The following is a 26,791-nucleotide window of genomic DNA, read 5'->3' on the forward strand; positions in this document are numbered from 1 at the left end:
AGAGATTATGAAAAAATACACTGAAAGGATGGTGACTTAAATGATTCAGTTAACCCATGTTAGTAAACGATATAGTAATGGGATTGTAGCTGTAAAGGATGCTTCCTTACGCATTGAACAGGGTGAGTTTGTCTATATTATTGGGCCCTCTGGCTCAGGTAAATCAACCCTCATGAAGTTAATGTATCGCGATGAGCGCCTGTCTAAAGGAAAATTAACCGTCGGTCCTTACCAAGTTCATGCGATTAAAAACCGCCATATTCCTAAATTACGACGTCATATAGGCGTAATTTTTCAAGATTTTAAACTATTACCTAAGTTGACAGTCTATGAAAATGTAGCTTATGCCTTAGAAGTTACCGGGGCGAAGAAAAAAGTGATTAAAGAACGGGTGAGAGAAGTATTACACTTGGTTGGCCTTACCCGAAAAGCTAACCAATTTCCCGATGAATTATCAGGTGGGGAACAACAAAGGGTGGCGATTGCGCGTGCCTTGGCTAATGAACCTTCGATTATTATTGCGGATGAACCAACTGGAAATCTAGACCCTAAAACGGCACGAGAAATCTTTGAGGTGTTAGAAACTATCAACGCTCAAGGAACCACGGTTATCATGGGGACCCATAATAATCAGTTAGTAGACCAGTATAAACACCGGGTAATTCAGATTGAAGCAGGTCGGATTGTATCCGATGAGGTAGAGGGGGATTATAATTTATGATATTTCGTAATTTTTTCCGTCATATCCGAGATGCCTTCCGTAATTTATTTAGGAATGGTTGGATGACGATTGCGACTATCTTAACCATGACCTTAACCCTAATCATGATTGGTGGTTTTGTCCTCTTAGCCCAAAATATTCAAAATATTACCCAAGATATTGAGGGTGGGGTTAAGATTCGGACCCATATTGATTTAGCAGCGGATAAGGATGACGAAGCCAAGCTAAAAGAATCAATCGAAGCCCTGGACCACGTTAGTGGGGTGACCTATCGGACTAAGGAAGAAGAATACCAAGATTTAGTCGCACAAATGGGTTCTGACTTTGAAATGTTTTCAGGTGATGATAATCCATTTTATAATGTCTTCTTAGTAGATGTTGATGATACAGCTAATTTAGAGAGTGTGACGCAAGCTATTTCTAAGCTTCCTTATGCAAGTGAGGTTACTTATGGTAAAATCGATACTCAGAATTTATTGTCAACGATCCAAATTGCACGAACTATTATTGCATTAGTGGCAGCAATTCTGATTGTAATCGCGATTCTCTTAATTTCTAACACAATTCGCCTCACCATTGCTGCGCGCCAAACTGAATTAGAGATTATGCGCTTGGTGGGGGCGACCAACCGTTATATTAAAGCTCCCTTTGTCTATGAGGGGATGTTTATGGGAACTCTCTCAGCAATCTTTGCCACGGCTTTACTTTATGCGATTTATAACGGGATTCAGTCGGCTAGTGTTGAACTGTTTGGAGCACGGATTTTAAGTTTTACCCCACTCTTTCCGATACTTTGGTATATCGGCGCTGGTTTATTAATTATCGGTATTCTGTTAGGTAACTTGGGAGCACGTCGAGCGACGCGGCGGTTTCTCCAAATATAAAAGACGTTGAATTATTCCCTTGAAGGTTGCTATGACTGCTAACCTTTAAGGGTTTTTGTTTAGAAGAGAAATTCCTTTAAGTCTTGAAATATTAAGTAATTAGAGAAAAAGTTTTCAACTCGCCTTTAGCATGGTAAGATTAACTTGCAAAAGATTCGATATATAATAGGAGGTCCCTCGTGGAACATATATTAATAGTGGATGATGAGCCATCAATTTTAACCTTATTAGCCTACAATTTACAACAGGCTGGCTATCAAGTTGATCAAGCAGACGATGGCTTATTAGCTTATGAAATGATTGAACAAAATAAGTATGATTTTATTATTTTGGATGTGATGTTACCTGGTATGGATGGGATGGATATTTGCCGTAAAGTTCGCAAAAAGGGGTCCCAGGTTCCTATCCTCATGTTAACGGCTAAAGATGAAGAATATGATAAGGTAGTTGGACTAGAATTAGGTGCCGACGATTATATGACCAAACCTTTTAGCCCACGGGAAGTTTTGGCTCGGATTAAGGCAATTTTACGGCGGACAGGTAGTCAAAATGACCTAAATATTGTTGACCTTGATGAAGAAGAAACCATGGAAGTAAGAGATAATGATAATTTTGGCTTAGAATTGGACCAAATTCGTCATAATTATGAAAATACACTAGCAAAAGGAGCAGAGAGTCCAGTTACTCAAGAGAGTCGTTTGATAAATGTGGGCGAGTTAGAAATTTATCCTGAGCACTATGAAGTGCGGGTCAACCATAAAAAAGTCGATATTACCCCTAAGGAATTTGAATTATTGGTTTATATGGTCACACGACGAGGCCGAATTTTGAGTCGCGAACAATTATTAAATTCAATTTGGGATTTTGATTATGTGGGAGAAACTCGAATTGTTGATGTTCATATTAGCCATTTGAGAGAGAAAATCGAAGATAATAATCGCCATCCTAAATATATCCAAACAATGCGTGGCTTTGGTTATAAATTTGAGGTACCAGAATAATGCCGCAAAAGTCAAATCGATTTTTAAAATGGCTTTTTAACCGGTCTCTCTTCTTTTTACTCTTAGCTTTAATCACGGTTAGTTTAGGCTTAGACCGGGTTTTAGATGCTGCGATAATTAATCAATTAGACCGGGCAACACCCTATCTTAGACAGGTCCAAATGGTTGATTCAAAAGATTTTATGGATAACTTAGAGACAATCAATGGGATAGAGCCGGTTGAGCAGACGCTTGAGTCCGATACCCGGATTATTGCTGTTTCTGGACCGCAGTTATTTAAAAACCTACCCATTAGTTTAAAAATGTTGAGTCAAGAGATAAGAAAAGCCCCGAGCAGGACCGGAAAAATCAATGGCTTATATTTTCAACGGGTCGAGGCCATTGACCAGGAAAGTCCTGCCTATTATTTAGTTTATGAACCGTCCTATTTTAAATCCACCCAAGCAATTTTTAACCGGGTTAAGATTGCCAGTCTACTAGCAATTATCTTAGTATTTCTGTTAGGCCGCTTAGCACTTTATGGGACTGTAACTAAGCCTATCCGCGAGATGAGCCAACAATTACGTCATATTGTTGATTCAGATTATCGTTATTATAAGGTCACTGCAAATTTTACTAGTTTAGCTGATTTAAATGATTCGGCAGAGGATTTAGTGACCCAGCTCCGGCACCAATATCGGAATCTTGAGGACAGTGAACGACGCCTATCTATTTTATTAAACCATTTAAATTTAGGTGTGCTTTTAATAGATGATCGTGATCGGATTGAATTAAATAATCCTGAATCGTTGAAACTTTTAGACTTATCTGCGCCAATTGTTGGTTTACCTTTTGAAACAATCATTCGTTCAGTTCGGTTGGTTGAACTGATTAGGGCAGTACAGAAAGATGAACAAGCTAAGCAAGAAGAAATTGAGTTTTACTATCCCGATTACCGGGTGATTGATGTGAATATTATTCCTTACCAACGGGAACGGTCTGGTCATATAGCTCATTCATCCTTAGTATTGCTATATGATGTGACCCGTAACCGTAAATTAGAAACGATTCGTACGGAATTTGTTGCCAATGCATCACATGAGTTACGGACACCAGTTACTGCTATTAAAGGTTTTGCCGAGACGCTTTTAGATGGAGCCCTTTCAGACCCTGATATGACCAAGCAATTTGTTGAAATTATTGCCAAGGAAAGTAATCGTTTAGAAGTGATTATTCATGATATCTTAGAATTATCCCGGGTTGAAAAAAATTCTGAGCCTTGGGAGACTCAGCTTTTAGACTTAGTAGCGACTGGCAAAGCAGTGTTACAATTATTTAAACAAGCCTCCCAACAGAAGAACATTCGAATGAATTTCTCATCTAATATTGACCAGCTTATGATCGATTCCAATAAACATCGTCTAGAACAAATTATGATTAACTTAATTGATAATGCGATTAATTATTCTGATTTTGGGGGCGAAATTCTACTAGCCGTTGAAAAAGTTAAGCAAGGAGCCTTGATTCAAGTGTCCGATAAAGGAATTGGAATTCCTGAAGCAGACCAGAGTCGGATTTTTGAACGCTTTTATCGAGTGGATAAAGATCGAAGCCGCAATTCAGGTGGAACAGGACTGGGCCTATCCATTGTTAATAATTTAGTGAGGATTATGGAGGGCAATATTCAGGTTACCAGTGTAGAAGGACAAGGAACCACGTTTAAAATTTTTATTCCTATTAATTATTAATTCCGGAAGCAATGTAAACGTTTGTGTAAATTTTTCTGTACCGAATTTACATAAAATTTACATTGTTTTTACATTTAATCTGTACAATAGGAATGTAGTATCTATGGTAGATGTTATAGTAGATTTAGGATGAGGAGATTGCATATGCGACGTGGTGATTTGAAGGAATCATTGATGAAGTGGGTTTTTATTTTCTCTGCTTCAATATCAATCATTTCGATTATTTTAATTTTTTACTTTATTCTTAAAGGCGGTTTGCCTTTTATGTTAGAAGAGGGATTTGGTAAATTCCTGCTAGGTGATGTATGGCGACCAACAGCTTCTAATCCTAAGTTTGGAATTTTACCGATGATTGTGGGATCTATCATTGTTACTCTAGGGGCAGTTATTGTTGGGGTTCCGATTGGAGTGTTAACCGCAATTTTTATGGCATTTTTCTGTCCAGACAAGTTATATCGTTTTGCTAAACCAGCCATTAACTTAATGGCGGCGATTCCATCGATTGTTTATGGTTTCTTTGCCCTCCAAATTTTTGTGCCGATTTCACGGGATTTATTTGGTGGAACAGGGATGAATATTATCACCGCTTCAGTTTTACTTGGAGTGATGATTTTACCAACTATTATTGGACTTTCTGAAGCAGCCTTACGGGCCGTACCTAATTCCTTCTATCAAGCCAGTATAGGTCTAGGAGCAACCCATGAGCGGTCTGTTATGAACGTGGTAGTGCCGGCAGCAAAACCAGGAATTTTTTCAGCCATTATTCTTGGAATTGGACGGGCCATTGGTGAAACCATGGCGGTCATTTTAGTTACTGGGAACCAACCAATATTCCCACGTAATCTTGCTTCAGGAACACGGACCTTAACCACAAATATTGTATTGGAGATGGGTTATGCCTCTGGTCGTCACCGTGAAGCGCTGATTGCAACAGCGGTGGTCCTCTTCATTTTCATTTTAATCATAAATAGTATCTTTATGGTGGTTAAATCGAAAGGGGATAGATAAGCATGAATAAATTTATCAAAGGACTTGTCTGGGTAGCGGGTCTATTTACCCTAGCCATGCTCATGTTTATTGTAATCTTTATCTTTTATAAAGGGATTCCTAATATGAACTGGGGTATGTTTAATTGGAAATATACGACATCCAATGTTTCGATGATGCCTGCAATTATCTCGACACTTGTCATTGTGGCAATCGCCTTATTAATCGCCGTTCCTTTTGGGGTCTTTACCTCTTTCTATTTGGTAGAATATGCAGATCCAAACAATAAGTTTTTAAAAGTGATTCGTCTAGCTACAGATACCTTAGCGGCAGTTCCTTCCATTGTTTATGGTTTGTTCGGGATGTTATTCTTCGTCATCAATTTAGGGATGGGATATTCACATTGGGCTGGGATTTTAACGATTACCATTATGATTTTGCCAATTATTATCTCTTCCACAGAAGAAGCATTGCGGTCCGTCAATAATGAGTTACGGATGGGTTCATTGGCCTTAGGCGCTGGTAAATTAAGAACAATTTTTACGGTTGTTCTACCCGTAGCCATGCCAGGTATTTTGTCAGGGATTATCCTTGCTGTTGGGCGTATTGTTGGTGAATCTGCCGCGCTTATTTATACCCTTGGGTCATCTACCTCTATGCTTAGAGGGTTAGGGGATTCCGGACGGACACTAGCTGTTCATATGTATATGCTATCGCAAGAAGGTTTTCATGTGAGTGAAGCCTATTCAACCGCAGCAATTTTAGTCTTAATGGTTCTAATAATTAATTCAATTTCTACATGGTTAAGTAACAAGTTAGCTTCAGGAGGAAAATAAGATGACCAATCCAATCAAATTTGATATTAAAGATTTAGATTTTTATTATGGTGAATTTAAGGCATTAAAAAACATTAATATGGCAATTGAATCCAATAAGGTGACTGCTTTTATCGGACCATCTGGTTGTGGGAAATCAACCTTTTTAAAAACTTTAAACCGGATGCAAGATTTAGTACCTGGCACTCGGGTGGATGGCTTAATCCGTTTAGACGGTGAAGATATTTACCAAAAAAATTATAATGTCAACCTTTTACGTAAACGGGTTGGGATGGTTTTCCAACATCCAAATCCATTTCCCAAAACGATTTATGATAACATTGCTTATGGTCCTCGGACTCATGGTATTAAAGACCGTAAGGAATTAGATCGGATTGTTGAAGAAAGTCTTAAAGGCGCTGCTGTCTGGGAAGAAGTAAAGGATAAATTGGACCGTAAAGCAACCGATTTATCTGGGGGGCAACAACAACGGATTTGTATTGCTCGGGCGATTGCCAATGATTCAGATGTTTTATTGATGGATGAACCAACTTCTGCCTTAGATCCAATTTCCACTAATAAAATTGAAGAATTAGTTCATGATTTAAAGAATAAATATACTGTTATTATTGTGACGCATAATATGCAACAAGCTGGCCGTATTTCTGATAAAACAGCTTTCTTCCTAACCGGAGAAGTGGTAGAATTTGATGATACTGAAAAGATTTTTTCTAATCCAGTTGACCAACGGACGAATGACTACATCTCAGGTCGCTTTGGTTAGATTAAACCCAAAAAGGGAGGAAGTAAGAAATGAGAACGCTATTTGAAGAAGAATTAGTAGACTTATCCAATGATATTACGCGTTTAGGTAATGCTGTTGTAGAATCTTTCCATAAAGCAATCAAATCATTTAAAGACGCTGATGAAGAATTAGGCCGAGAATTGATTTCAGATGATTTAAGAATCAATTACTTAACAAATGAAATTGAGCAAAAAGCCTATAAGATTGTTGCTTTACAACAACCGGTATCCCATGACTTACGTCGGGTCTTTGCGGCTTTGATTTCATCCAACGATTTTGAACGGATAGCTGACCACTCTGTATCAATTGCTCGTGCTGTAATTAGAACAGAAGGAATTGAAAATCGAGTTGATATTTTAGATGAAATTATCTTCACGATGCAGAATTTTGTAGGTGAAATGCTGGTTGAAGTGATTGAGGCCCGGGCTAACTATGATGTTGAAGCCGCTAATCGTATTGCGGCTAAAGATAAAGAAGTCGATGCGCAATTAAAACGTCTCTATCACGAAGCTGCAAAATGGATGCAAGAAAACAAAGAGGATGTTGCTCGCGGAATCCAATATGTCGGCATTGGTACTAGCTTAGAACGGATTGGGGACTATGTGACTAATATCTGTGAGCGGATTATCTATGTTGAAACTGGTTCGATTATCGAATTAAATAATTAAATCATAAAATTATGGATGAAAGGGACTTGGGCGAGAGGCTAGGTCCCTTTTTTAGTTAATCTTAAAGAACTGGAGTCTATTATAATTAGAGCAAGCTTAGGATCATACGATCTAAGCTTGCTCGTTTCCTTTACATAAAATTTACATAAAATTTACTAAGAATTTATATTCAGATGGTAAACTTAGCTTGTATCGATGGAAATTGGTCTGTCGGACATTGTTTCTAATACAGAAAAGCAAATTAAAGGAGAGATTTTTTAATGAAAAAATCATTGCAATTCGTATCATCTGCTGCTTTATTACTTGCTTCTTTTGTGCCAGTTTTCGCACAAGAAGGTCCTATCAATGTAATTTCTCGTGAAGATGGTTCAGGTACTCGTGGCGCTTTTGTTGAAATCGTTGGTGTTGTTGACGAAAATGGCGACGACATGACTTCACAAGCAGCAAGTATCCAAAACTCAACGAATGGTGTTATGACTACTGTTGCTGGTGACCCAGCTTCAATTGGTTATATCTCTTTAGGATCTTTAGATGATTCAGTTAAAGCGGTTAAGGTTGACGGCGTTGAAGCAACTGCTGAAAACATTAAAGCTGGGGACTATGCAATCGCTCGTCCATTTAACGTAGCTTGGAAAAAAGATGGCGAAATGTCTGACGTAGCAACTGACTTCTTATCTTATATCCACTCAGCTGATGGACAAGCAATCGTTGAAGAAGAAGGCTATATTTCATCTGCTGGTGTTAACGAAGAAGAAGAAGCTGGCTCAGAAGAAGCTGCATCTGAAGAAGGTTCAGAAGCAGCAGGTTCAGAAGAAGCTGCATCAGAAGAAGGCTCAGAAGAAACTGCATCTGAAGAAGCTGCATCTGAAGAAAGCTCAGAAGAAGCTACATCAGAAGAAGCTACATCTGAAGCTGGTTCAGAAGAAGCTGGAGCTGAATTAGCTGCTTATGAAGCTAAAGAAGGCTTAAAAGGTGACATAGAAGTTGTTGGTTCTACTTCTGTAACTCCTTTAATGGAAAAATTAGCTGAAGAATATATGGGCTTAAATCCAGATGTTAAAATTAACATCACTTCAAACGGTTCATCTGCTGGTATGGAAGCTGCTATGGAAGGTACCGCTGATTTAGGTATGGCTTCTCGTGAATTAAGTGATGAAGAAAAAGAAGCTTTAGAATTTGATGCAATCGCAATTGATGGTATCGCAGTGGTTGTTAACAAAGAAAACGCTGTTGAAGACTTGAAATTAGAAGCTATCAAGAATATCTTCTTAGGCGATGTTGCTGACTGGGCAGAAGCTGTAAAATAATTATAGATAAATAAATTATTTTCAAGGAGTTGGGTGAAAGCCTAGCTCCTCTTTTTTTATTTTAAAATGCCGGATATAGAGCTAAGATAAGGTTTTTAAATATACATAAAAGTTAATAATCAAATTACAGACTTGGTTGGGAAATGAGTCTATTTTAAGACGAACATATGTTCAGTATGTTATAATGTATTTCATAGAGTGAAGTAAGCCAAAAAGGAGTAATTACATGGTAAAAGACGTAATCAAAGTCAAAGGGGCTCGGACCCATAATCTAAAAAATATTGATATTGAAATACCCCGGAATAAATTAGTTGTCATGACAGGATTATCTGGCTCTGGTAAGTCGTCGCTTGCCTTTGATACTTTATATGCTGAGGGTCAACGACGTTATGTCGAAAGTTTATCAGCCTATGCCCGTCAATTTCTAGGGCAAATGGATAAACCGGATGTCGATTCAATTGAAGGCCTAAGTCCAGCTATTTCGATTGACCAAAAAACAACTAGCCATAACCCCCGTTCAACCGTAGGTACTGCAACGGAGGTCAATGATTACTTACGGCTTTTATTCGCCCGAGTGGGGACCCCCTATTGTCCTAACCACCATATTCCGATTGAGCGTCAGTCACCCGAACAGATTGTTGACCGTGTTCAAGCTTTACCAGAACGGACGCGCATCCAAGTGTTAGCACCCCTGATCCGTAATCAGAAGGGGCAACATGTTAAAGTCTTAGAAAAAACCGCTAAGGATGGCTATGTTCGTGTCCGGGTTGATGGTGAAATTTATGATATTACAGAAGTGCCTGATTTAGAAAAAAACAAAAAACATAATATCGAAGCCGTGGTGGACCGGATTGTCATTAAAGAAGGAATTCGGTCACGTTTGTTTGATTCAATTGAGCAAGCCCTTAGTCTTTCGGAAGGCTATGTGATTATTAATATTTTAGAAGGCGAAGACCTTTATTTTAATGAACATTACGCCTGTCCTTATTGTGATTTTTCCTTAGACCAATTAGAGCCGCGGCTCTTTTCATTTAACGCCCCTTTTGGGTCTTGTCCTTATTGTGACGGTTTAGGGTCGCGTTTAACTGTCGATGAAGACTTGGTTATTCCTGACCCCACTTTGACTTTAGAAGAGGGGGCTTTAGCTCCATGGAAAGCTAATGATACCTATTATTATTATTCTATGTTGAAAGCTTTCACTGAGAGTGAAGGTATTCCGATGGATGTGCCTTTCAAGGACTTGACTTCAAAACAACAAGAATTGATTAAATATGGCAAACTGAATGCTAACTATAAGTTTACCTATAAATCGATGATGGGTAACACCAAGACAACTAAAATGTTAACCTTTGAAGGAATTTTAAATAACATTGACCGTCGCTACCGCGAAACTTCGTCTGATTTCGTCCGCGAACAAATGGCGGAATATATGTATGAATTGACTTGTCCTCATTGCCACGGTCAACGGTTAAATGAGCAGGCTCTGTCTGTTAAGGTAAAAGACTTAAACATTGCAGAAGTCACTGAAAAATCCATCGGAGACTGTCTAGCTTTCTTCCAAAACTTAAGCTTTGACGATAGTCGCGCTCAAATTAGTCAACCAATTATTAAGGAAATTCACGACCGCTTGACCTTCCTAAATAATGTTGGCTTAGAATATCTGACCCTTTCTCGGGTGGCAGGCTCCTTATCTGGGGGTGAAGCCCAACGGATCCGTTTAGCAACGCAGATCGGTTCTAACTTATCTGGGGTCATGTATATTCTTGATGAACCTTCCATTGGCCTCCACCAAAGAGATAACGCCCGTTTGATTGAATCTTTAAAACAAATGCGAGATTTAGACAATACTTTAATTGTCGTTGAACATGATGATGAAACCATGCTAGAAGCTGACTATATTATTGATATTGGTCCGGGGGCAGGGGAACATGGAGGTCAGGTCATTGCAGCAGGCACACCTAAGCAAGTCATGGCTAATTCCAAGTCCATAACGGGTCGTTATTTATCTGGTAAGGAGAAAATTGAAATCCCAGACCACCGCCGCCAAGAAGATTTAGGTTGGGTCAAGGTTAAAGGGGCCCAAGAAAATAATTTACAAAATGTGGATGTGGCCTTTCCGATTGGTCGTTTTACCTGTGTGACTGGGGTCTCAGGCTCAGGTAAATCAAGTTTGGTAAATCGGATTTTGAAAATTGCTCTAGCGAAGCGTTTGACTTCTACCAAAGAGAAACCAGGTAAATTTAAAGAAATTACCGGCTGGGAAGGCTTGGATAAGGTGATTGATATAGACCAATCCCCAATTGGTCGGACGCCACGGTCCAACCCAGCGACCTATACTTCGGTCTTTGATGATATTCGGGACCTGTTTGCACAAACCAACCAAGCCAAAATTCATGGTTATAATAAGGGGCGTTTTTCATTTAATACCAAGGGTGGTCGGTGTGAGGCCTGTAAAGGTGCCGGGATTAAGCAAATAGAAATGCACTTCCTACCCGATGTCTATGTGCCTTGTGAAGTATGTCATGGCACCCGCTATAATTCAGAAACGCTTGAAGTAACCTATAAAGGTAAGAATATTGCCCAAGTCTTAGATATGACCATTGAAGAAGCCTTAGACTTCTTTGAAAATATCCCTAAGATCAAACGTAAACTCCAAACCATGGTGGATGTCGGCTTAGGTTATGTCCGTCTAGGCCAATCTGCCACAACCTTATCCGGTGGGGAAGCCCAACGGATGAAATTAGCGGCTGAGTTACAACGGGTATCAACCGGCGATACTTTCTATGTTTTAGATGAGCCAACCACAGGACTCCATCCAGCAGATATTAAACGCTTATTGGCAGTCTTAGACCGTCTGGTTGAAGCTGGAAATACGGTCGTTGTGATTGAACATAATTTAGATGTGATTAAGACAGCTGACTATATTATTGATATGGGGCCGGAAGGCGGTGTCGGCGGGGGGCAAGTGATTGCAATTGGCACCCCAGAAGAGGTGGCTGAGGTGGCTGACTCTTATACTGGCCAATATTTGAAAAAAATTCTAAAATAATCTTAAAAAAATAAATATAGGTCTTGGGGCCTATGTTTATTTTTTTGCTTCTTGGCATAATAGTGAATGTAGACAAGGATATTTATAGCTAGGAGGAATCAGGATGAATGAAAAAGAACGTATTATTGAATTAGTTAAAAATAAAGTCATCAGTATGGAAGAAGCCTTAGACTTATTAGAAGCAGCAAAAAGAGATGATCTAGCAGAAGATTTAAATGATCAAGCGATTGAAAAAGATCAACATGACCATAGAACAATGGATAACCGCCAAGAAACTGACGCTAAAATCGCTGAATTAAAAGCAGCCTTAAGTAAAAATCAAGAGAGCTTGACCATTGCTCAACAACGTCTAAGAGAAGTGGAAGTTTTAGTGGAATTAGAAGGCGAAAGTTCAGAATTATCACAACAATCTGAACAACTCACCGCTGAGATTAATGATTTGAAAGAAAAAGAAGCAACTATTGAACAGGAATTAAACCAATTATCTGGTAGTCATAAGTCATATCAAGACATCCGGACGACCCTGAATGATAATGCCAAAAAGTATAGTCAGACAGCCCGTGATTTTGCCAATGAATCTAAGAAATTAGGCCAAAGTCTACGAGACCAAGTGAATGATTTCGTTAAGGGCTTTTCAAGCAAGGATGTGAATCTTTCTTTCAAAATCCCATGGGTACGGACCCAAAAATTAAATCATACTTTTGATTTTTCAGAAACTAACTTTGAAGATATCGATGTACGCTTATTCAATGGGTCAATGACCGTGAAAACCAGTGAGGATGACCAAGCCCACCTTAGCGCTGAATTAAGACTCCATGGTAACTTTGAAGAAGCCAGTGTCGATGATTTTATGAGATATGCTAAACTGGAAGTGATTGAAAACACCTTAGTCTTAGATATCCAATCCCCTTATGTATCGATGGATGGCATTTTATCTGTACCAGCTAAAGCATATAAAGCAGGACGTTTTGAATTAACCAATGGTGATTTAGTGGTTAAGGGCATAGAAGTTAAAAGCTTGGATTTAATTAATCGCAATGGCGATATTAGAGTGGCTGACTGTCATGCTGATAAGTTAGACCTTGATAATTTAAATGGCGATATTAATGTTGAAAGTTCAGACATTGATATGATCATGATTTCCTGTTTAAATGGGGATATCCGTCTAGAGGATAATCTAAAAGACGTAACGGTTGATGGTAATAATTCGGATATTTATGTAACTAAGCGGAATCAAGAAGTTGGCAAGTTACGGATTAATACTTTAAGTGGCGATATTAAAGTGGCCATTCCTAAAGCCTTGGGTCTTAAAGGTAAGGCTAAAAGTAACCAAGGTAAGGTCCAAAGTCGCCTTGATCAAGTCACCACGATGCAGGCGACCAAATCCTTTACTTTTGACCGAGGAAGTGAAAACGGACAAGTTGAGCTTGCTTTAGAAACTATGATTGGTAATATTTTCTTAAAAGATACTGAATTTTAATTAGAAAGAGTGAATAACTATGATTAAATTATATAAATCATCAACTGACCGTAAACTTTTTGGAGTATGTGGGGGGTTAGGTGAAGCTTTTAATATTGACCCAACCATTCTCCGGATTATCTTCTTTATCGGTGCCTTTGGTTCGGGTTCGGTCCTATTCTGGGTCTATATTGCCTTAGCTGTTTGTCTGCCAAATGATTACGAAGTTAAGGGGCGTGGTCATAAGAAGGGAAATGCTGGCTGGTCTTGGCCAGAATCTAAAGACAACAACCATAACCGCCGTGATGTGACCCCTGATTCTGAGGATGACTGGAGTAACTTCTAGGTCGAAATTGTAGGAGAAAATAATTGGGATTGGGCAAAAAAGCTCAATCCCTTTTTTAGTTACTTAGCAACCCTTGTCTGACAATCTCGGGAATGCCAGGGGAGAATTGGGGAATAAACTTGTTATTTTACTTAAAAATTTCTATACTTTAATAGAACGAGCAAAAAGGAGGAAATTTATGTCTAACACAGTGAGTGTCAAAGAATTAACCTCTACTCTGGCAGTAGATATTGTATATGGTCAAGAATTTGAAAACATAATAATTAAATCCAGTGAAGTTTCCCGTCCTGGCTTAATTTTAACCGGCTATATTGATAATTACCCCCATGAACGGGTGCAGTTAATTGGTCGGACGGAAATGGGCTTTTTGAATAGTAAAACTAGTGAAGAACGACAAGAAATTTTTAAAAATCTGTGTACCGTGGACACCCCTGCCATTATTATTGCCCGTGGGATGGAAGTGCCCCAAGAGTTAATTCCGATTGCTGATAAATATCAAATTCCAATTTTATCAGCCCGGTCTAAAACATCTCGCGTGTTGGCTAATGTAACCAATTTCTTAGAAACCTATCTAGCAGAACGGGTCTCCAAGCATGGGGTCTTTTTAGAGGTTTATGGGATGGGGGTTCTCCTAGTGGGCGCTTCTGGGGTGGGTAAGTCAGAAACCGCCTTGGAATTAGTTCAAAGAGGGCACCGCTTAGTGGCGGATGACCGGGTCGAACTTTATCAGATTGATGAGCTAACCTTGATGGGAGAAGCGCCTGAAATCTTACAAAATTTACTAGAAATCCGAGGGCTTGGGATTATCAATGTGATGACCCTTTTCGGGGTACGGTCAGTTAGTCGTAAACGTCGGCTGGATTTAATCATTGACCTAAGAATTGATGATGGTACCATTGAATATGACCGCTTAGGTTATGACCATGAATATGAAAAAATCTTTGAGGTGAATGTACCGAAAATTAAAATTCCAGTTAAACTTGGTCGTAACTTGGCCGTTATTATTGAATCAGCCGCGATGAACTTCCGGGCATCTGAACTTGGTTTTGATGCCAAAGAAGAATTTACCCGTCGCTTAGATGCATTGATTCTTTCTAATCGTGAGGTGGAGCATGATTAGTTCCTTACTGTTAGCCTTTGACCCAATTGCATTTGAGCTGGGCCCCATTCAAATTCGCTGGTATGCCTTAATTATCGTCCTAGGTATTATTTTAGGAGAATGGGTCTTTCGTCGAGAAGCTATAGCTAAAGGAATTGATCCAGACCGCGTGTTTGATCTTTTCTTCTATGCGGTCATCTTTGGCTTTATTGGCGCCCGTTTATACTATGTCATCTTTAAATTGGATTATTATTTAGCCAACCCGGATCAAATTATTCAAATTTGGCATGGGGGGATTGCTATATACGGCGGTGTGCTTGGCGCGGTAGTTACTCTCTATTACTTGTGCCGGCGGTATGGAATTAATTTTATTACGGTATTGGATACGGCGGCACCAGGCTTAATTTTGGCCCAAGCGATTGGTCGTTGGGGAAACTTTATGAACCAAGAGGCCCATGGTGGCCCAGTTTCTTTAGAATTTCTCCAAAAACTGCATTTGCCTCAATTTATTATTGACCAAATGCTAATTAATGGTACTTACTATCACCCAACCTTTCTATATGAATCTCTGTGGAACCTATTCGGCTTGCTTATTATTTTAGTTATTCGTCACCGACCAAGATTTTTACTAGAGGGAGAAGTTCTCGCTTTTTATTTACTATGGTATGGTGCGGGACGTTTCACGATTGAAGGAATGCGGACCGATAGTCTCTATTTAGGTTCCTTACGGGTTTCTCAATGGCTGTCACTCGTCTTAGTTATAGTCAGTCTTATTTTTATCCTTTACCGACGTCGGTCGCATCAAATTAATTATTATCAAACTCAGCTATAAGGAGGATTATTATGCAAACAGCTGTCTTAGGAATGGGTTCCTGGGGGACTGCCCTGGCCAGAGTTTTGGCTAATAATGGCCATCAAGTTAATTTGTGGGGGCGGGACCAGGCCCTAGTCGATTATTTTAACCAGACCCAAGTGAACGCTAAATATTTAAATAATTGTCCTTTGCCCCAAACAGTTACAGCCATGACAGACATGAAGCAAGCAGTGGCCGATAGCCAAATGATTCTGATTGTCGTACCTACTAAGGCGATTCGGTCGGTCTGTGACCAATTAAATCAAGTCTTAGGTCAAGGAGACGCCACTCAACCTTTGATTGTCCATGCAACTAAAGGGATTGAAGTGGGGACCCATCTGAGGGTGAGTCAAATGATTAAAGCCAGTTTATCAGCTGATACTTACCGTGGCTTAGCTGTCTTATCGGGACCGAGTCATGCCGAAGAAGTCGGGCAAGATATGTTAACCATGGTTACCATAGCCGCTCAAAATCTAGACACTGCCCAAGAGGTCCAAGCTTTTTTTATGAATCCATATTTTAGGGTCTATACCAATACCGATATGTTAGGGGTAGAATTGGGGGGCGCCCTTAAAAATATTATTGCGATTACCTCTGGTATGATTGATGGCTTAGGTTATGGTGATAACTCAAGAGCAGCCCTCTTAACCCGTGGTTTGGCTGAAATCACGCGTCTAGGGGTAGCTTTAGGTGCAGATCCTTTAACCTTTATGGGTCTATCCGGCTTGGGTGATTTGATTGTAACTGCGACCAGTCAACACTCAAGAAATTATCGCGCCGGTCGCTTATTAGGACAAGGCTACTCAATCGAAGAAACCAGAGCTAAAATTAATATGGCAATTGAAGGGCTAAATACCTGTCAGGCTGCCTTTGAACTGGCTAAGGACTTAGAAATTGAAATGCCGATTACCCAAGCTTTATATAAATTACTATATGAAGGCGAGGACGTTCAAAAACTGGTTTATAGTTTAATGACACGGGAAGGTAAATCTGAAGCTAAGATTGAAGATCATCTCGGTGATGAGTAAGCATAATTTTTGTCTAAAAGGGTGTATCCTGTTACACTTAGCGACAGATTATCAAAAGTCATAGTTTAAGGAGTTTGTAGAATGAAAGAGACAGAAAACACAATAATGGAAGCAGATGTAATCGTAATCGGTGCAGGTCCTGGGGGAATGACTGCGGCTCTTTATGCCTCACGCGCTAATTTAAAAACCATTTTAATTGAAAAGGGTGCGCCAGGCGGTGAGTTAATTAACACGGCAGATGTGGAGAATTATCCGGGTTATACCAAGATTGCAGGACCTGACTTAGCCCAAAACTTTTATGATTCAGCCATGGCCTTTGGTGCCCAACATGAATACGGCGATGTCAATAAAATTGAAATTGATGGTTTGATACGTCGAGTCTTTGTAGGTGATAAGGTCTACCAAGCCCCTGTTTTGATTTTAGCCATGGGAGCCCACCACCGAGAATTACAAGTGCCAGGTGAAAAAGACCTCAATGGTCGTGGTGTTTCTTATTGTGCGGTCTGTGATGGTTTCTTCTTTAGAGATAAGGATATTGTGGTTGTCGGCGGTGGCGATTCTGCCGTGGAAGAAGGCACTTATTTAACTCAATTTGCTAAGTCGGTGTCAATTATCCACCGCCGTGACCAATTACGCGCCCAAAAAATATTACAAGACCGGGCCTTTGCCAATGACAAGATTCATTTCATTTGGGATAGTGTCGTTGAAGAAATCCAAGGCGACCCTATGGTCCAAGCGGTTCAAGTTAAGAATGTCAAAACCGGTGAAGAAAAAACCATGCCTACGGATGGGGTCTTTGTCTATGTAGGCTTAGTACCTAACGCAGCGATTGCAGAAGGGTTAGGCATTTCTGATCCTGAGGGTTGGATTGTAACCAATGACCTTATGGAAACCAAGATTCCTGGTGTATTTGCTGTGGGCGATGTTCGTCAAAAACACTTACGTCAAGTTGCTACAGCAGTCGGTGATGGCGCTTTGGCTGGTCAAGGTGCTTATAATTACCTCCAAGCCTTAAATGAGTAAGCTTTAAATAGTTAAATAGTAATTAATAAATCCTCGAACCACCATAGTTAAATAGGTGGACGAGGATTTTTGTCTAATTTAAGTCATTTCATCAAGTAGAAGAGCGGTTGGATAGATGGTGGGGCAAATTAAGGGAAAATACTGTAAGCCTCTTCTTTCCATGGTATAATAAAGAATGAAAATTTATGAAAAGGTGGAAAGTTATGACTTGGGAAAAAAACTATCAAGAATGGAAAAATTTTGAAACTTTAGATAAAGCGTTAAATCAAGAATTAAGTAAACTTTCTGAAACTCAACTTCAGGATGCCTTTGGTTCGGACCTATCTTTTGGAACGGCCGGCATGCGGGGTGTTTTAGGGCCAGGTACCAACCGGATGAATATTTATACCGTGAGACAAGCAACCGAAGGCTTAGCCCAATTGATTTTGGATAAGGGCCAGGATGCTGTTCAAGCGGGAGTAGCCATAGCCTATGATTCTCGGCACATGTCTTATGAATTTGCCTTTGAAGCAGCCAGAGTCCTTGGTTTCCATGGCATTAAAGCCTATGTCTATGAGAGTTTACGACCTACTCCCGTCTTATCTTTTGCTGTGCGTCACTTAAAAGCCTTCGCGGGCATTATGATTACGGCCAGCCATAATCCAGCTGAATATAATGGCTATAAGGTCTATGGCTCTGATGGCGGCCAAATGGTTCCAGAAGATGCGGATGCTTTAACCAAATATATTCGTCAAATTGCTAGCCCCCTTACTGTGAAGGTGGCTGACCAATCTCGGCTAGTCGACCAAGGCTTACTAGAAATTCTTGGGGATGATCTAGATCAAGCTTATCTTGAAGCTATTCAGAGTGTCACAATTAATCCTAATCTAATCAAAGATCATGCGGACATGGTCAATATTGTCTATACTCCGCTACATGGAACGGGGTTATATCTAGGGATGAAAGCCCTAAAACAAGCTGGTTTTAAGCAAATTCATGTGGTAGAGGCGCAAGCCCAAGGTAATGGGGATTTTCCAACTGTAAAATCTCCCAATCCTGAAGAAGTATCCGCTTTTGACTTAGCCCAAAAACTTGGCCAAGATGTAGGGGCGGATATTCTTTTAGCTACCGACCCAGATGCTGACCGCTTGGGGGCCATGATTCCTTTAGACGACGGTGAATTTCAAATTTTAACAGGGAATCAAATTGCAGTTTTGATGGCTGATTATATCCTAAAGGCCTTGCAAGAAAAAGCTAGTTTGGCTCCGAATGGTCGGATTGTTAAATCGATCGTATCGACCGATTTAGTTGATGCTATTGCGGCTGACTATGGGATTGAAACTAAGTCAGTCCTAACGGGTTTTAAATACATTGCTGAACAAATTAAGCAGTATGAAACGAGCGGTGACCATGAATTTATTATGGGCTTTGAAGAATCCTATGGTTACTTGATTAAGCCTTTTGTGAGGGATAAGGATGCCATTCAAGCCCTCTTATTACTGGCAGAAATGGTGGTTTATCATAAAAAAGCAGGCCGGACTTTACCGCAAGTTTTAGAAAATATTTATCAAAAATATGGCTATTTCCAAGAAGTTACCGTATCGAAGGTTTTTGAAGGCCAAGCAGGTAAAGACCAAATGGCAGAGATTATGAGCCATATCCGGCAAACTCCTGTCAATACGATTGCCGGAATTGAAGTTACAGATAAATATGATTATTTAAATCAAATCCATGTCGATGGTCAAGGCCAAGAAAGCAGCTTGACCGAACCAAAATCGGATGCCTTAAAATATTGTTTGGCCGATGGGTCTTGGTTAGCTTTTAGACCAAGTGGGACTGAGCCTAAAATTAAGCTCTATTATGGAATTAAAGCGGGTGACCGTCAAAGTCTAGCTCAAAAAGCAAAGGAAATTAGTCAAGCGATTGATCACTTGGTTGCCGTATAAGTTGCTCTCAGATGATTGGAGGAGGACAAAGATGACCGATAGTTTAGAATTAGTGATTATTACGGGTATGTCTGGAGCGGGTAAAACCGTGGCGGTACAGAGTTTTGAAGATTTAGGCTACTACTGTATTGATAATATGCCCCCGACTTTATTGCCCACTTTTTGGCAATTAATGAAAGAATCTGGTAAAATAACCAAGATTGCCTTGGTTATTGATCTAAGAAGTCGGGAGTTTTTCCAAGAATTAGAAAATATTATCTCAAACATGGCCAATACTCAGTTTGTAACAACCCGGATTTTATTTTTGGAGGCCGATGATGAAGCACTCGTGTCTCGCTATAAAGAAACACGTCGGTCTCATCCTTTAGCATTAAACGGCCGGACCTTAGATGGAATTACCAAAGAACGGAAAGTTTTAGCTGATATTCGGAGTCGGGCTCAAATGATTATTAACACCTCAGATTTGACGCCAAGACAATTACGAGCTAAGCTTACGGAAGCTTTTAAAACAGAGGAATATACTCCTTTTCATATTGAAATTCTCTCATTTGGTTTTAAATACGGAGCTCCCATTGATGCGGATATTGTGATAGATGTACGTTTCCTACCAAATCCCTATTATATCGATGAACTTCGTCCCCTTACTGGTAAGGACCAAGTGGTCTATGATTATGTTATGAAGCAACCTGAAAGTCAAGAATTTTACCGGAAATTCATGGATTTAATTGAATTCTGTTTACCAGGCTATAAAAAAGAAGGAAAGCCAAGTGTCACGATAGCAATCGGGTGTACAGGGGGGCAACATCGTTCTGTTGCCTTAGCTGAGCGGATTGGTAATCAGTTAAAAAATGACCGTTATACGGTTAATATCTCGCACCGAGATTATTTAAAAAAATAAAGGAAAGTGATGACAATGAGTGAGAATGCACCGCGCTATAAAGTCGCTGTCATTGGTGGCGGTACAGGCTTACCAGTAATTTTGCGGGGCTTAAAGGCTTTAGATGCCTCTATTACAGCAGTTGTCACCGTCGCTGATGACGGTGGTTCTTCTGGGATTATTCGTGATTATATTAATGTGGTCCCTCCAGGCGATATTCGTAACTGTATGACGGCTCTGGCTGATATGGATGAAACTTTTTTGGAGATGTTCCAGTATCGTTTTGATACCGAAGACGCCTTCTTAGCAGGTCATGCCATTGGTAATTTAATTATTGCTGCCTTAAAAGAAATGAAAGGGTCTTTATCGGGGTCCATTGAACTCTTGTCCAAGTGGATGAATATTCGCGGCCAGGTTTTACCTGCAGCAGAGGAACCCTTGGTCTTGAATGCCTTATTTGAGGATGGTTCAATTGCAGTCGGAGAATCCTCAATTGCTAAACACCGGAAGAAGATTCAGCATGTCGATTTAACTACTATGGATGGGGAACCTGCTCGCCTAGCTTCTCCTAAGGTAGTGGAGGCTATCATGGATGCGGATATGGTTGTGCTCGGCCCAGGCAGTCTTTATACTAGTATCCTGCCTAACTTAATGATCGATGAAATTGGTCAAGCAGTGAATGAAACCCAAGCTCAGGTTGTTTATATCTGTAATATTATGACCCAACTTGGTGAAACTGAGAATTTTTCAGATGCTAACCATGTGGAGGTTTTGCATGAGCACTTAAAGAAGAATTTTATTGATACAGTCTTAGTGAATATTTCTCAAGTGCCCCAAGACTATATCGAAAATCAACCCAATGAAGAGTATTTACTCCAAGTACGGCATGACTTCAATGGTTTACGCCAACAAGGCTGCCGGGTTATTTCGAGTGAATTTCTAAGTATGAAAGATGGAGGAGCCTACCACGATACCGAAAAAGTTGTGGAGGAACTCCGTCACATTTTAGAGACGAGTAAATTTTATATGCGAGAAGTCAATAAAAGTAAGGCATAGTTATTCGAAAGGAAGTTAGCCATGACCTTTGCAGCCGATGTAAAAAAAGAATGTACCCTCTTGGAAGTACACCATGAACATGCTAAGGCAGAACTAGCCGCCTTGATTAAAATGAATGGAGCCCTGTCCATTTACCAACGTCAATTTGTCTTAAATATTCAAAGTGAGAATGCGGCGATTGCACGACGTATTTATCTCTTACTTAAAAATCACTTCCAAACGGAAGCAGAACTCTTGGTGCGGCGGAAGATGAAATTGAAAAAGAATAATGTTTATATTGTTCGTTGCCGTCATCATGTGATTGATATCCTGGATGAATTACAAATCTATAAGGATGGTCAAATTATTACTGAGGTTGATCCAATCATTATGGCTGACCAACAAAAAGCTCGGTCATATTTGAGAGGGGCTTTCTTAGCAGGTGGGTCCGTCAATAACCCAGAATCGAGTAACTATCATCTAGAGATTTATTCAAATTATGAAGGCCATAATCAGAATATTTGCCAAATGATGAACCTGTTTGATTTGAATGCTCGCACAGTGGTCCGCCGCAACGGCTACATTTCTTATATTAAAGAAGCAGAGAAAATTGCTGATTTCTTGTCAGTGATTGGTGCTTCTTCAGCCATGTTTGAATTTGAAGATATCCGGATTGTTCGCGATATGCGGAATTCTGTTAATCGTTTAATGAATATGGAGAATGCTAATATTAATAAGACGGTCGATGCAGCCCAAAAGCAAGTTGAAGCCATTCGTCTCATCGAAGAGACCATTGGTTTATCCTCCTTACCTGAGAAATTAGAAGAAATTGCTCGTTTCCGTCTAGCTAATCCAGAAATGAGTTTGAAAGAAATTGGGGAACAAGTTCCTGGGGGACCAATTTCTAAATCTGGGGTCAACCATCGTTTTCGCAAACTAACAAAAATTGCTGCCAATCTGTAAAAGGATTGGCCTTTTTTTGGGGTATTTATTATTAGTCCAAAAATAAGGAGGAAAGCAATGAATCAAGTAATGTTTGTGGGACGAATTGTTAGGCCTATTGAATTGAAGAACCTTTCGGATAATTCCCGGGTGTGTAACAATGTCTTGGCGGTGCGGCGGCGGAATAAAAGTAAATCGGGGGATGCGGATTTTATCCCTTTTGTCGCCTGGAACCAGACAGCCGATTTAATTAAACGGTATTGCCAAAAGGGTCAACAAGTGGCTTTAAGCGGAAAAATGCGGAGTCGGTCTTATGATGATAAGGATGGCAAAACCCGGTATACCATAGAATGTATTGTGGATGAAGTGACCCTGGTTTCGACTCGGTCAAAAGCGGACCAAGACCAGGAAATTTTGGAGGAGATTTTGGAGATCATTCAATAGAAAAATCAAAAATACTTAAGCTGCTACTCAGAAAATAAAAAGGTGACTCGCTTTTTAATGGTCATTCATCAGGTTAATAAACCATAAATACTCAAAGTGCGGGCAAGAACAGAGAAAATCTAAGATTTTCTACTTCTTGCCCGCGCTCTTTTTTACTTATCTAGTCTTAATGTAGTATAATACCAATCAGAACAGGAGGGATACCATGAATATCTTAATGATTGAAGACAATGAATCTGTCAGCGAAATGATGGAGATGTTCTTTGAAAATGAAAATTATACTGCAACCTTTAAAAATGACGGCTTAGAAGGCTTTGAAGCCTATAAAGCTGAGCCTAAGCACTGGGATATTGTGATTCTTGATTTAAACCTTCCTTCCATGGATGGCATGCAAATTTGTCGACAAATCCGTAAAATATCAGCAGAAACCCCAATAATTATGTTGACCGCACGGGACTCTGAATCAGACCAAGTCATCGGTTTAGAGATGGGGGCTGATGACTATGTGACTAAACCTTTTAGTCCCATGACCTTACTAGCCCGGATGAAAGCTCTCCACCGTCGGGCTCAAATAGTGCCTTCTGACCAACATGAAGCAGATGCTGAATTTGATGTAACCACAGACCATCTTAAGATTAATACTGCAACACGGGAAGCACGTTATAATGACCAAGTGATTGAAAACCTAACTCCAAAAGAATTTGATTTGTTGGTGACCTTTGCTAAGAGCCCTAAACGGGTCTTCTCCCGGGATGACCTTTTGACTTCATTATGGGAAGATCCATTCTATGGAGATGAACGGACGGTCGATGCCCATATCAAGAAATTACGGCAAAAAATTGAAGTTGTAGGCCCGCAATTAATCCAAACCGTATGGGGTGTGGGCTATAAATACCAAGAACCTGGTGACCAGGAATGAAATTCCTCTGGCAACAAGTCTTAGGAATTGTTATCCTGATTTTCTTAACCCTATCTTTAATAACGGTTCGGATGGAATCTTATATTACGTCTAAAATCGAGGAAGAACGTCAAGACCAACTGATGGACTATGGTCGGAATATTGTTGAGAATAATTTTTCTCGGGAAGATTTATACCGGGCATCGCAATTGTTAGCCAGTGAAAATATTCTAATCCAAGTTTATCTACCTGATGGTCGGACCATCTATCCGTCTTATGATCAACGAAATAATGCCAGTTTATCGCAAGAAGACTTGAATCAGTTGAATTCAAATGAAGTTTTGGGTTTTAGAACCATTCAACGGATTCAAAATGATGGCAAAATTGACCAATACCTAACTGTATATTTACCCCACCATGATGTGGGCCAGTTTCCGGATGGCTTTATTTCACTGGGAGCACCCTTGGATGATTTACAGGACCAATTAGCCCAAGTCCGTCAGAATATTTATTGGACCTCGCTTGCGGCCTTAGTGATTGGGATTGCCATTACGATTTTCTATGCTTATTTTCAAACGAAGAAAATCCATCAATTACAGGCAGTGACCCAAGAGATTACCAAAGGAAATTATCAAGTCCAAGTCGACACCTCGGCTAAAGATGAGTTTGGGGACCTAGCCCGTGACTTTAAACACATGGCGCAAGCTTTGCAAGAATCCAAGGAAGAAATTAAAGCTCAAGAAGATTTACGCCGTCAGTTTATGATGGACGTGGCCCATGAAATGCGGACCCCTTTGACCACCATGGGTGGGATGACCGAAGGGCTCATGAATAATATGATTCCAGAAAAACACCGGCAACGAAGTTTGGAATTGATTCATCGAGAAACCCAACGGTTAACTCGACTAGTGAATGAGAATTTAGATTATGAGAAAATTCGCTCGGGTCAATATCATTTAAATTATGTGACCATCCAAGGCCAAAGCTTTTTTGAAGATATTAAGGCTCAAATGGCGGTCAAGGCGGCAGCTAAAAATGACCAAATTCAGCTAAATATTGAAGAAGGTCTTGTCTTATGGGGTGACCATGACCGGTTACAACAAATTATCATTAACTTGGTGACCAATGCCATTCAGTTTTCTGAAAATTCAGCAATTGAGCTCTCAGCCCATGCGCAAACTGATTATGTGGAGATTAAGGTACGTGACCATGGCATTGGGATGGATGCTCAGGAATTGAAGAAAATCTGGGAACGCTTCTATAAAGTAGATGTTTCGCGGAAAAATACGACATTTGGTGAGTCGGGGATTGGTTTGTCCTTAGTTAAAGGGTTAATTGATGCCCATCATGCTAGTATCGAGGTTCAATCACAACCAAATGAAGGTAGCCAATTTATTATTCATCTGCCACATAAGCCGAGCCAAGTGGTGGCGGTAGACCCAGAGGACGGTGACCAATGACAACCTTAATATATTTAGCCCACAGGGATGCGACTAGGTCCCAAAGTCAGAGCTTTCTAAAAGAGTGTGCGCAAGACTTGGCTGGCATTGAATGGATCGATTTGCAGTCCCAGTTAGATTTTCTGGGCAGCTTTGACAAGGTCCAAGAGCGGCAACGTTTATTAAGGGCAGACCGGATTATCTTCCAGTTCCCCTTAATTTGGTATCAAGCACCAGCTATTTTAAAAGTATGGTTAGATCAAGTTTTTGATACCGATGCTGACCTGGAAGCTTTTAGTCAGGGACTTAAAGGCAAGGCTTTAGGATTATGTGTGACAGTCGGAGCAGCAGCCTACCATTACCAAATTGGGGGGCGTGAAGGCCATAGTCTGTCCGACATATTGAGTCCATATCATGTCTTAGCCCGCCATTTTAAATTAGACTTTCTGCCGCCATTTGTCATTCATCAATTCGCTTTAAAGACTGACCAGGAAAAAGCCTTGTTGGCCGTAGCCTACCAACATTATTTGCGTCGCGGTCAGGTCGGCCAGGTTTCATACAGTCGTTTTTTACTAAAGCAATTACAAGCAAGGTCCTTTCCATTTCAAAGTAATCCGACCCAGGCACTTATTTTTGAAACCTTCTTAGGCCAACTTGAAGATCAAATAGATGAGGTAGATGAAATGGTCGACTTAGCGAATAACTGGGAGGAAGACTAATGGAAGACTTACAGTGGTTACAAGACCAGATTAAAGCCTGGCAAGACCAGTGTCCTGCCTATTTAGACCGTGCTTACCTGGAGGCAGCCTTGGAATTAGCTCAAAAACAAGCTGGTTTACTTGAACGGCGGCAGGGGCAATTAGATGGCACTGCCTGGAACCCAAGTAATTGGTAGACATTGCTTCTTGAAGTTCGCTACAATAATAGAAAAATTATCAAAGGAGAATGAGTATGAAAAAAATTGAATCAGATAAGGCACCTCAAGCTGTTGGACCTTATTCACAAGCCATTGATGCGGGAGACTTTGTCTATTTATCGGGGCAATTAGGCATTGACCGCCAAACAGGTCGAATGGCTGAAGGCATTGAAGGGCAAACCCAACAAGCGTTTATCAATATTAGCTATGTCCTAGAAGAGGCTGGCTTAACTTTAGATAATGTGGTGAAAGTTTTAGTCTTACTAAATGATATTAAGGATTTTGCCAAAGTGAATGAAATTTATGCTCAAAAATTTTCTGAACCTTTCCCAGCTCGATCTGCTTTTGCGGTAGCAGCCCTACCTTTGGGTGGCCTAGTTGAAATTGAAGTCATCGCTAAGAAATAGTTTTTATAGTATAGATTTATATGTAAAAAGGAGACTGGTTTTGAGGTGACCCTCAAAAGTTGGACTTTTATCCAGGACACATTTTAACGTGTTCTGGATATTTTTTATTCTTTTATGCTGCATATTTCATGCGATA

Annotated in this window: 26 protein-coding genes; all 26 read left to right on the forward strand. The window is 40.1% G+C overall.

Annotation, left to right across the window (positions count from 1 at the left end; all coding sequences use genetic code 11):
- The first annotated feature begins 40 nt into the window (after window positions 1-40).
- The 26 genes from ftsE to G396_RS0105680 all read left to right on the forward strand — a co-directional run bounded on the left by ftsE (window position 41) and on the right by G396_RS0105680 (window position 26,655).
- On the forward strand, window positions 41-721 hold the full coding sequence (ftsE, locus tag G396_RS0105555; protein WP_006417883.1) for a cell division ATP-binding protein FtsE: 681 nt from the start codon (window positions 41-43) through the stop codon (window positions 719-721).
- Window positions 718-1,605, forward strand: coding sequence for a permease-like cell division protein FtsX (ftsX, locus tag G396_RS0105560; protein WP_028125327.1), 888 nt, complete (start codon window positions 718-720; stop codon window positions 1,603-1,605). Before ftsE ends, ftsX begins: the two co-directional genes overlap by 4 nt.
- A gap of 179 nt (window positions 1,606-1,784) precedes the next feature.
- The gene (locus G396_RS0105565; RefSeq protein ID WP_028125328.1) at window positions 1,785-2,606 is read left to right on the forward strand and encodes a response regulator transcription factor; all 822 of its coding nucleotides are present in this window, start codon (window positions 1,785-1,787) and stop codon (window positions 2,604-2,606) included.
- A complete protein-coding gene (gene pnpS, locus G396_RS10275; protein ID WP_051221153.1) occupies window positions 2,606-4,333 on the forward strand; it encodes a two-component system histidine kinase PnpS in 1,728 nt (575 codons plus the stop codon). Before G396_RS0105565 ends, pnpS begins: the two co-directional genes overlap by 1 nt.
- A gap of 144 nt (window positions 4,334-4,477) precedes the next feature.
- On the forward strand, window positions 4,478-5,341 hold the full coding sequence (gene pstC, locus G396_RS0105575) for a phosphate ABC transporter permease subunit PstC (protein WP_006417758.1): 864 nt from the start codon (window positions 4,478-4,480) through the stop codon (window positions 5,339-5,341).
- A gap of 2 nt (window positions 5,342-5,343) precedes the next feature.
- Window positions 5,344-6,156: a phosphate ABC transporter permease PstA gene (pstA, locus tag G396_RS0105580; protein ID WP_006417876.1), complete on the forward strand. Its 813-nt coding sequence runs from the start codon at window positions 5,344-5,346 to the stop codon at window positions 6,154-6,156.
- Window position 6,157: 1 nt separating this feature from the next.
- Window positions 6,158-6,919, forward strand: coding sequence for a phosphate ABC transporter ATP-binding protein PstB (gene pstB, locus G396_RS0105585; protein WP_028125329.1), 762 nt, complete (start codon window positions 6,158-6,160; stop codon window positions 6,917-6,919).
- Between the two features lie 29 nt (window positions 6,920-6,948).
- Window positions 6,949-7,608, forward strand: coding sequence for a phosphate signaling complex protein PhoU (gene phoU / locus G396_RS0105590; protein ID WP_006417936.1), 660 nt, complete (start codon window positions 6,949-6,951; stop codon window positions 7,606-7,608).
- 260 nt (window positions 7,609-7,868) lie between these two features.
- Window positions 7,869-8,915 carry a substrate-binding domain-containing protein gene (locus G396_RS0105595; RefSeq protein ID WP_028125330.1) on the forward strand — a complete coding sequence of 349 codons (1,047 nt, stop codon included), beginning with the start codon at window positions 7,869-7,871 and terminating at the stop codon, window positions 8,913-8,915.
- 226 nt (window positions 8,916-9,141) lie between these two features.
- Window positions 9,142-11,964, forward strand: a complete 2,823-nt coding sequence (gene uvrA / locus G396_RS0105600) for an excinuclease ABC subunit UvrA (RefSeq protein WP_028125331.1) — start codon at window positions 9,142-9,144, stop codon at window positions 11,962-11,964.
- Between the two features lie 103 nt (window positions 11,965-12,067).
- Window positions 12,068-13,444, forward strand: a complete 1,377-nt coding sequence (locus G396_RS0105605) for a DUF4097 family beta strand repeat-containing protein (RefSeq protein ID WP_028125332.1) — start codon at window positions 12,068-12,070, stop codon at window positions 13,442-13,444.
- Between the two features lie 19 nt (window positions 13,445-13,463).
- Complete coding sequence (locus G396_RS11935; protein WP_006417814.1) at window positions 13,464-13,769, forward strand: PspC domain-containing protein; 306 nt, start codon at window positions 13,464-13,466, stop codon at window positions 13,767-13,769.
- A 178-nt stretch (window positions 13,770-13,947) separates the two neighbouring features.
- Window positions 13,948-14,889, forward strand: a complete 942-nt coding sequence (gene hprK / locus G396_RS0105615; protein WP_006417867.1) for an HPr(Ser) kinase/phosphatase — start codon at window positions 13,948-13,950, stop codon at window positions 14,887-14,889.
- Window positions 14,882-15,700: a prolipoprotein diacylglyceryl transferase gene (gene lgt / locus G396_RS0105620; protein WP_028125333.1), complete on the forward strand. Its 819-nt coding sequence runs from the start codon at window positions 14,882-14,884 to the stop codon at window positions 15,698-15,700. Before hprK ends, lgt begins: the two co-directional genes overlap by 8 nt.
- A gap of 5 nt (window positions 15,701-15,705) precedes the next feature.
- Entirely contained in the window at window positions 15,706-16,749 is a 1,044-nt protein-coding gene (locus tag G396_RS0105625) for an NAD(P)H-dependent glycerol-3-phosphate dehydrogenase (RefSeq protein WP_282705428.1), read from the forward strand.
- A gap of 81 nt (window positions 16,750-16,830) precedes the next feature.
- Window positions 16,831-17,772 carry a thioredoxin-disulfide reductase gene (gene trxB / locus G396_RS0105630; RefSeq protein WP_034907652.1) on the forward strand — a complete coding sequence of 314 codons (942 nt, stop codon included), beginning with the start codon at window positions 16,831-16,833 and terminating at the stop codon, window positions 17,770-17,772.
- 203 nt (window positions 17,773-17,975) lie between these two features.
- Complete coding sequence (locus tag G396_RS10280) at window positions 17,976-19,697, forward strand: phospho-sugar mutase (protein WP_034907653.1); 1,722 nt, start codon at window positions 17,976-17,978, stop codon at window positions 19,695-19,697.
- 31 nt (window positions 19,698-19,728) lie between these two features.
- On the forward strand, window positions 19,729-20,595 hold the full coding sequence (gene rapZ, locus G396_RS0105640; protein WP_006417724.1) for an RNase adapter RapZ: 867 nt from the start codon (window positions 19,729-19,731) through the stop codon (window positions 20,593-20,595).
- A 15-nt stretch (window positions 20,596-20,610) separates the two neighbouring features.
- Window positions 20,611-21,630: a gluconeogenesis factor YvcK family protein gene (locus G396_RS0105645; protein WP_006417871.1), complete on the forward strand. Its 1,020-nt coding sequence runs from the start codon at window positions 20,611-20,613 to the stop codon at window positions 21,628-21,630.
- Window positions 21,631-21,651: 21 nt separating this feature from the next.
- Window positions 21,652-22,572, forward strand: a complete 921-nt coding sequence (gene whiA, locus G396_RS0105650; protein WP_006417912.1) for a DNA-binding protein WhiA — start codon at window positions 21,652-21,654, stop codon at window positions 22,570-22,572.
- A 57-nt stretch (window positions 22,573-22,629) separates the two neighbouring features.
- Window positions 22,630-22,995 (forward strand): single-stranded DNA-binding protein, encoded by a 366-nt coding sequence (locus G396_RS0105655; RefSeq protein WP_028125336.1) that lies wholly within the window; start codon window positions 22,630-22,632, stop codon window positions 22,993-22,995.
- A gap of 205 nt (window positions 22,996-23,200) precedes the next feature.
- Complete coding sequence (locus tag G396_RS0105660; protein ID WP_006417937.1) at window positions 23,201-23,914, forward strand: response regulator transcription factor; 714 nt, start codon at window positions 23,201-23,203, stop codon at window positions 23,912-23,914.
- A complete protein-coding gene (locus tag G396_RS0105665) occupies window positions 23,911-25,353 on the forward strand; it encodes a sensor histidine kinase (protein WP_028125337.1) in 1,443 nt (480 codons plus the stop codon). Before G396_RS0105660 ends, G396_RS0105665 begins: the two co-directional genes overlap by 4 nt.
- Entirely contained in the window at window positions 25,350-26,051 is a 702-nt protein-coding gene (locus G396_RS10285; protein WP_051221156.1) for an NAD(P)H-dependent oxidoreductase, read from the forward strand. The genes G396_RS0105665 and G396_RS10285 overlap by 4 nt, the downstream gene beginning before the upstream one ends.
- Complete coding sequence (locus tag G396_RS11420; RefSeq protein ID WP_006417862.1) at window positions 26,051-26,227, forward strand: hypothetical protein; 177 nt, start codon at window positions 26,051-26,053, stop codon at window positions 26,225-26,227. Before G396_RS10285 ends, G396_RS11420 begins: the two co-directional genes overlap by 1 nt.
- A gap of 56 nt (window positions 26,228-26,283) precedes the next feature.
- The gene (locus G396_RS0105680; RefSeq protein WP_006417820.1) at window positions 26,284-26,655 is read left to right on the forward strand and encodes a RidA family protein; all 372 of its coding nucleotides are present in this window, start codon (window positions 26,284-26,286) and stop codon (window positions 26,653-26,655) included.
- Window positions 26,656-26,791: the final 136 nt, after the last annotated feature.

Origin of the sequence: Eremococcus coleocola DSM 15696 (assembly GCF_000428865.1) — a bacterium.
In the GTDB taxonomy this organism is placed as follows: Bacteria; Bacillota; Bacilli; order Lactobacillales; family Aerococcaceae; genus Eremococcus; species Eremococcus coleocola.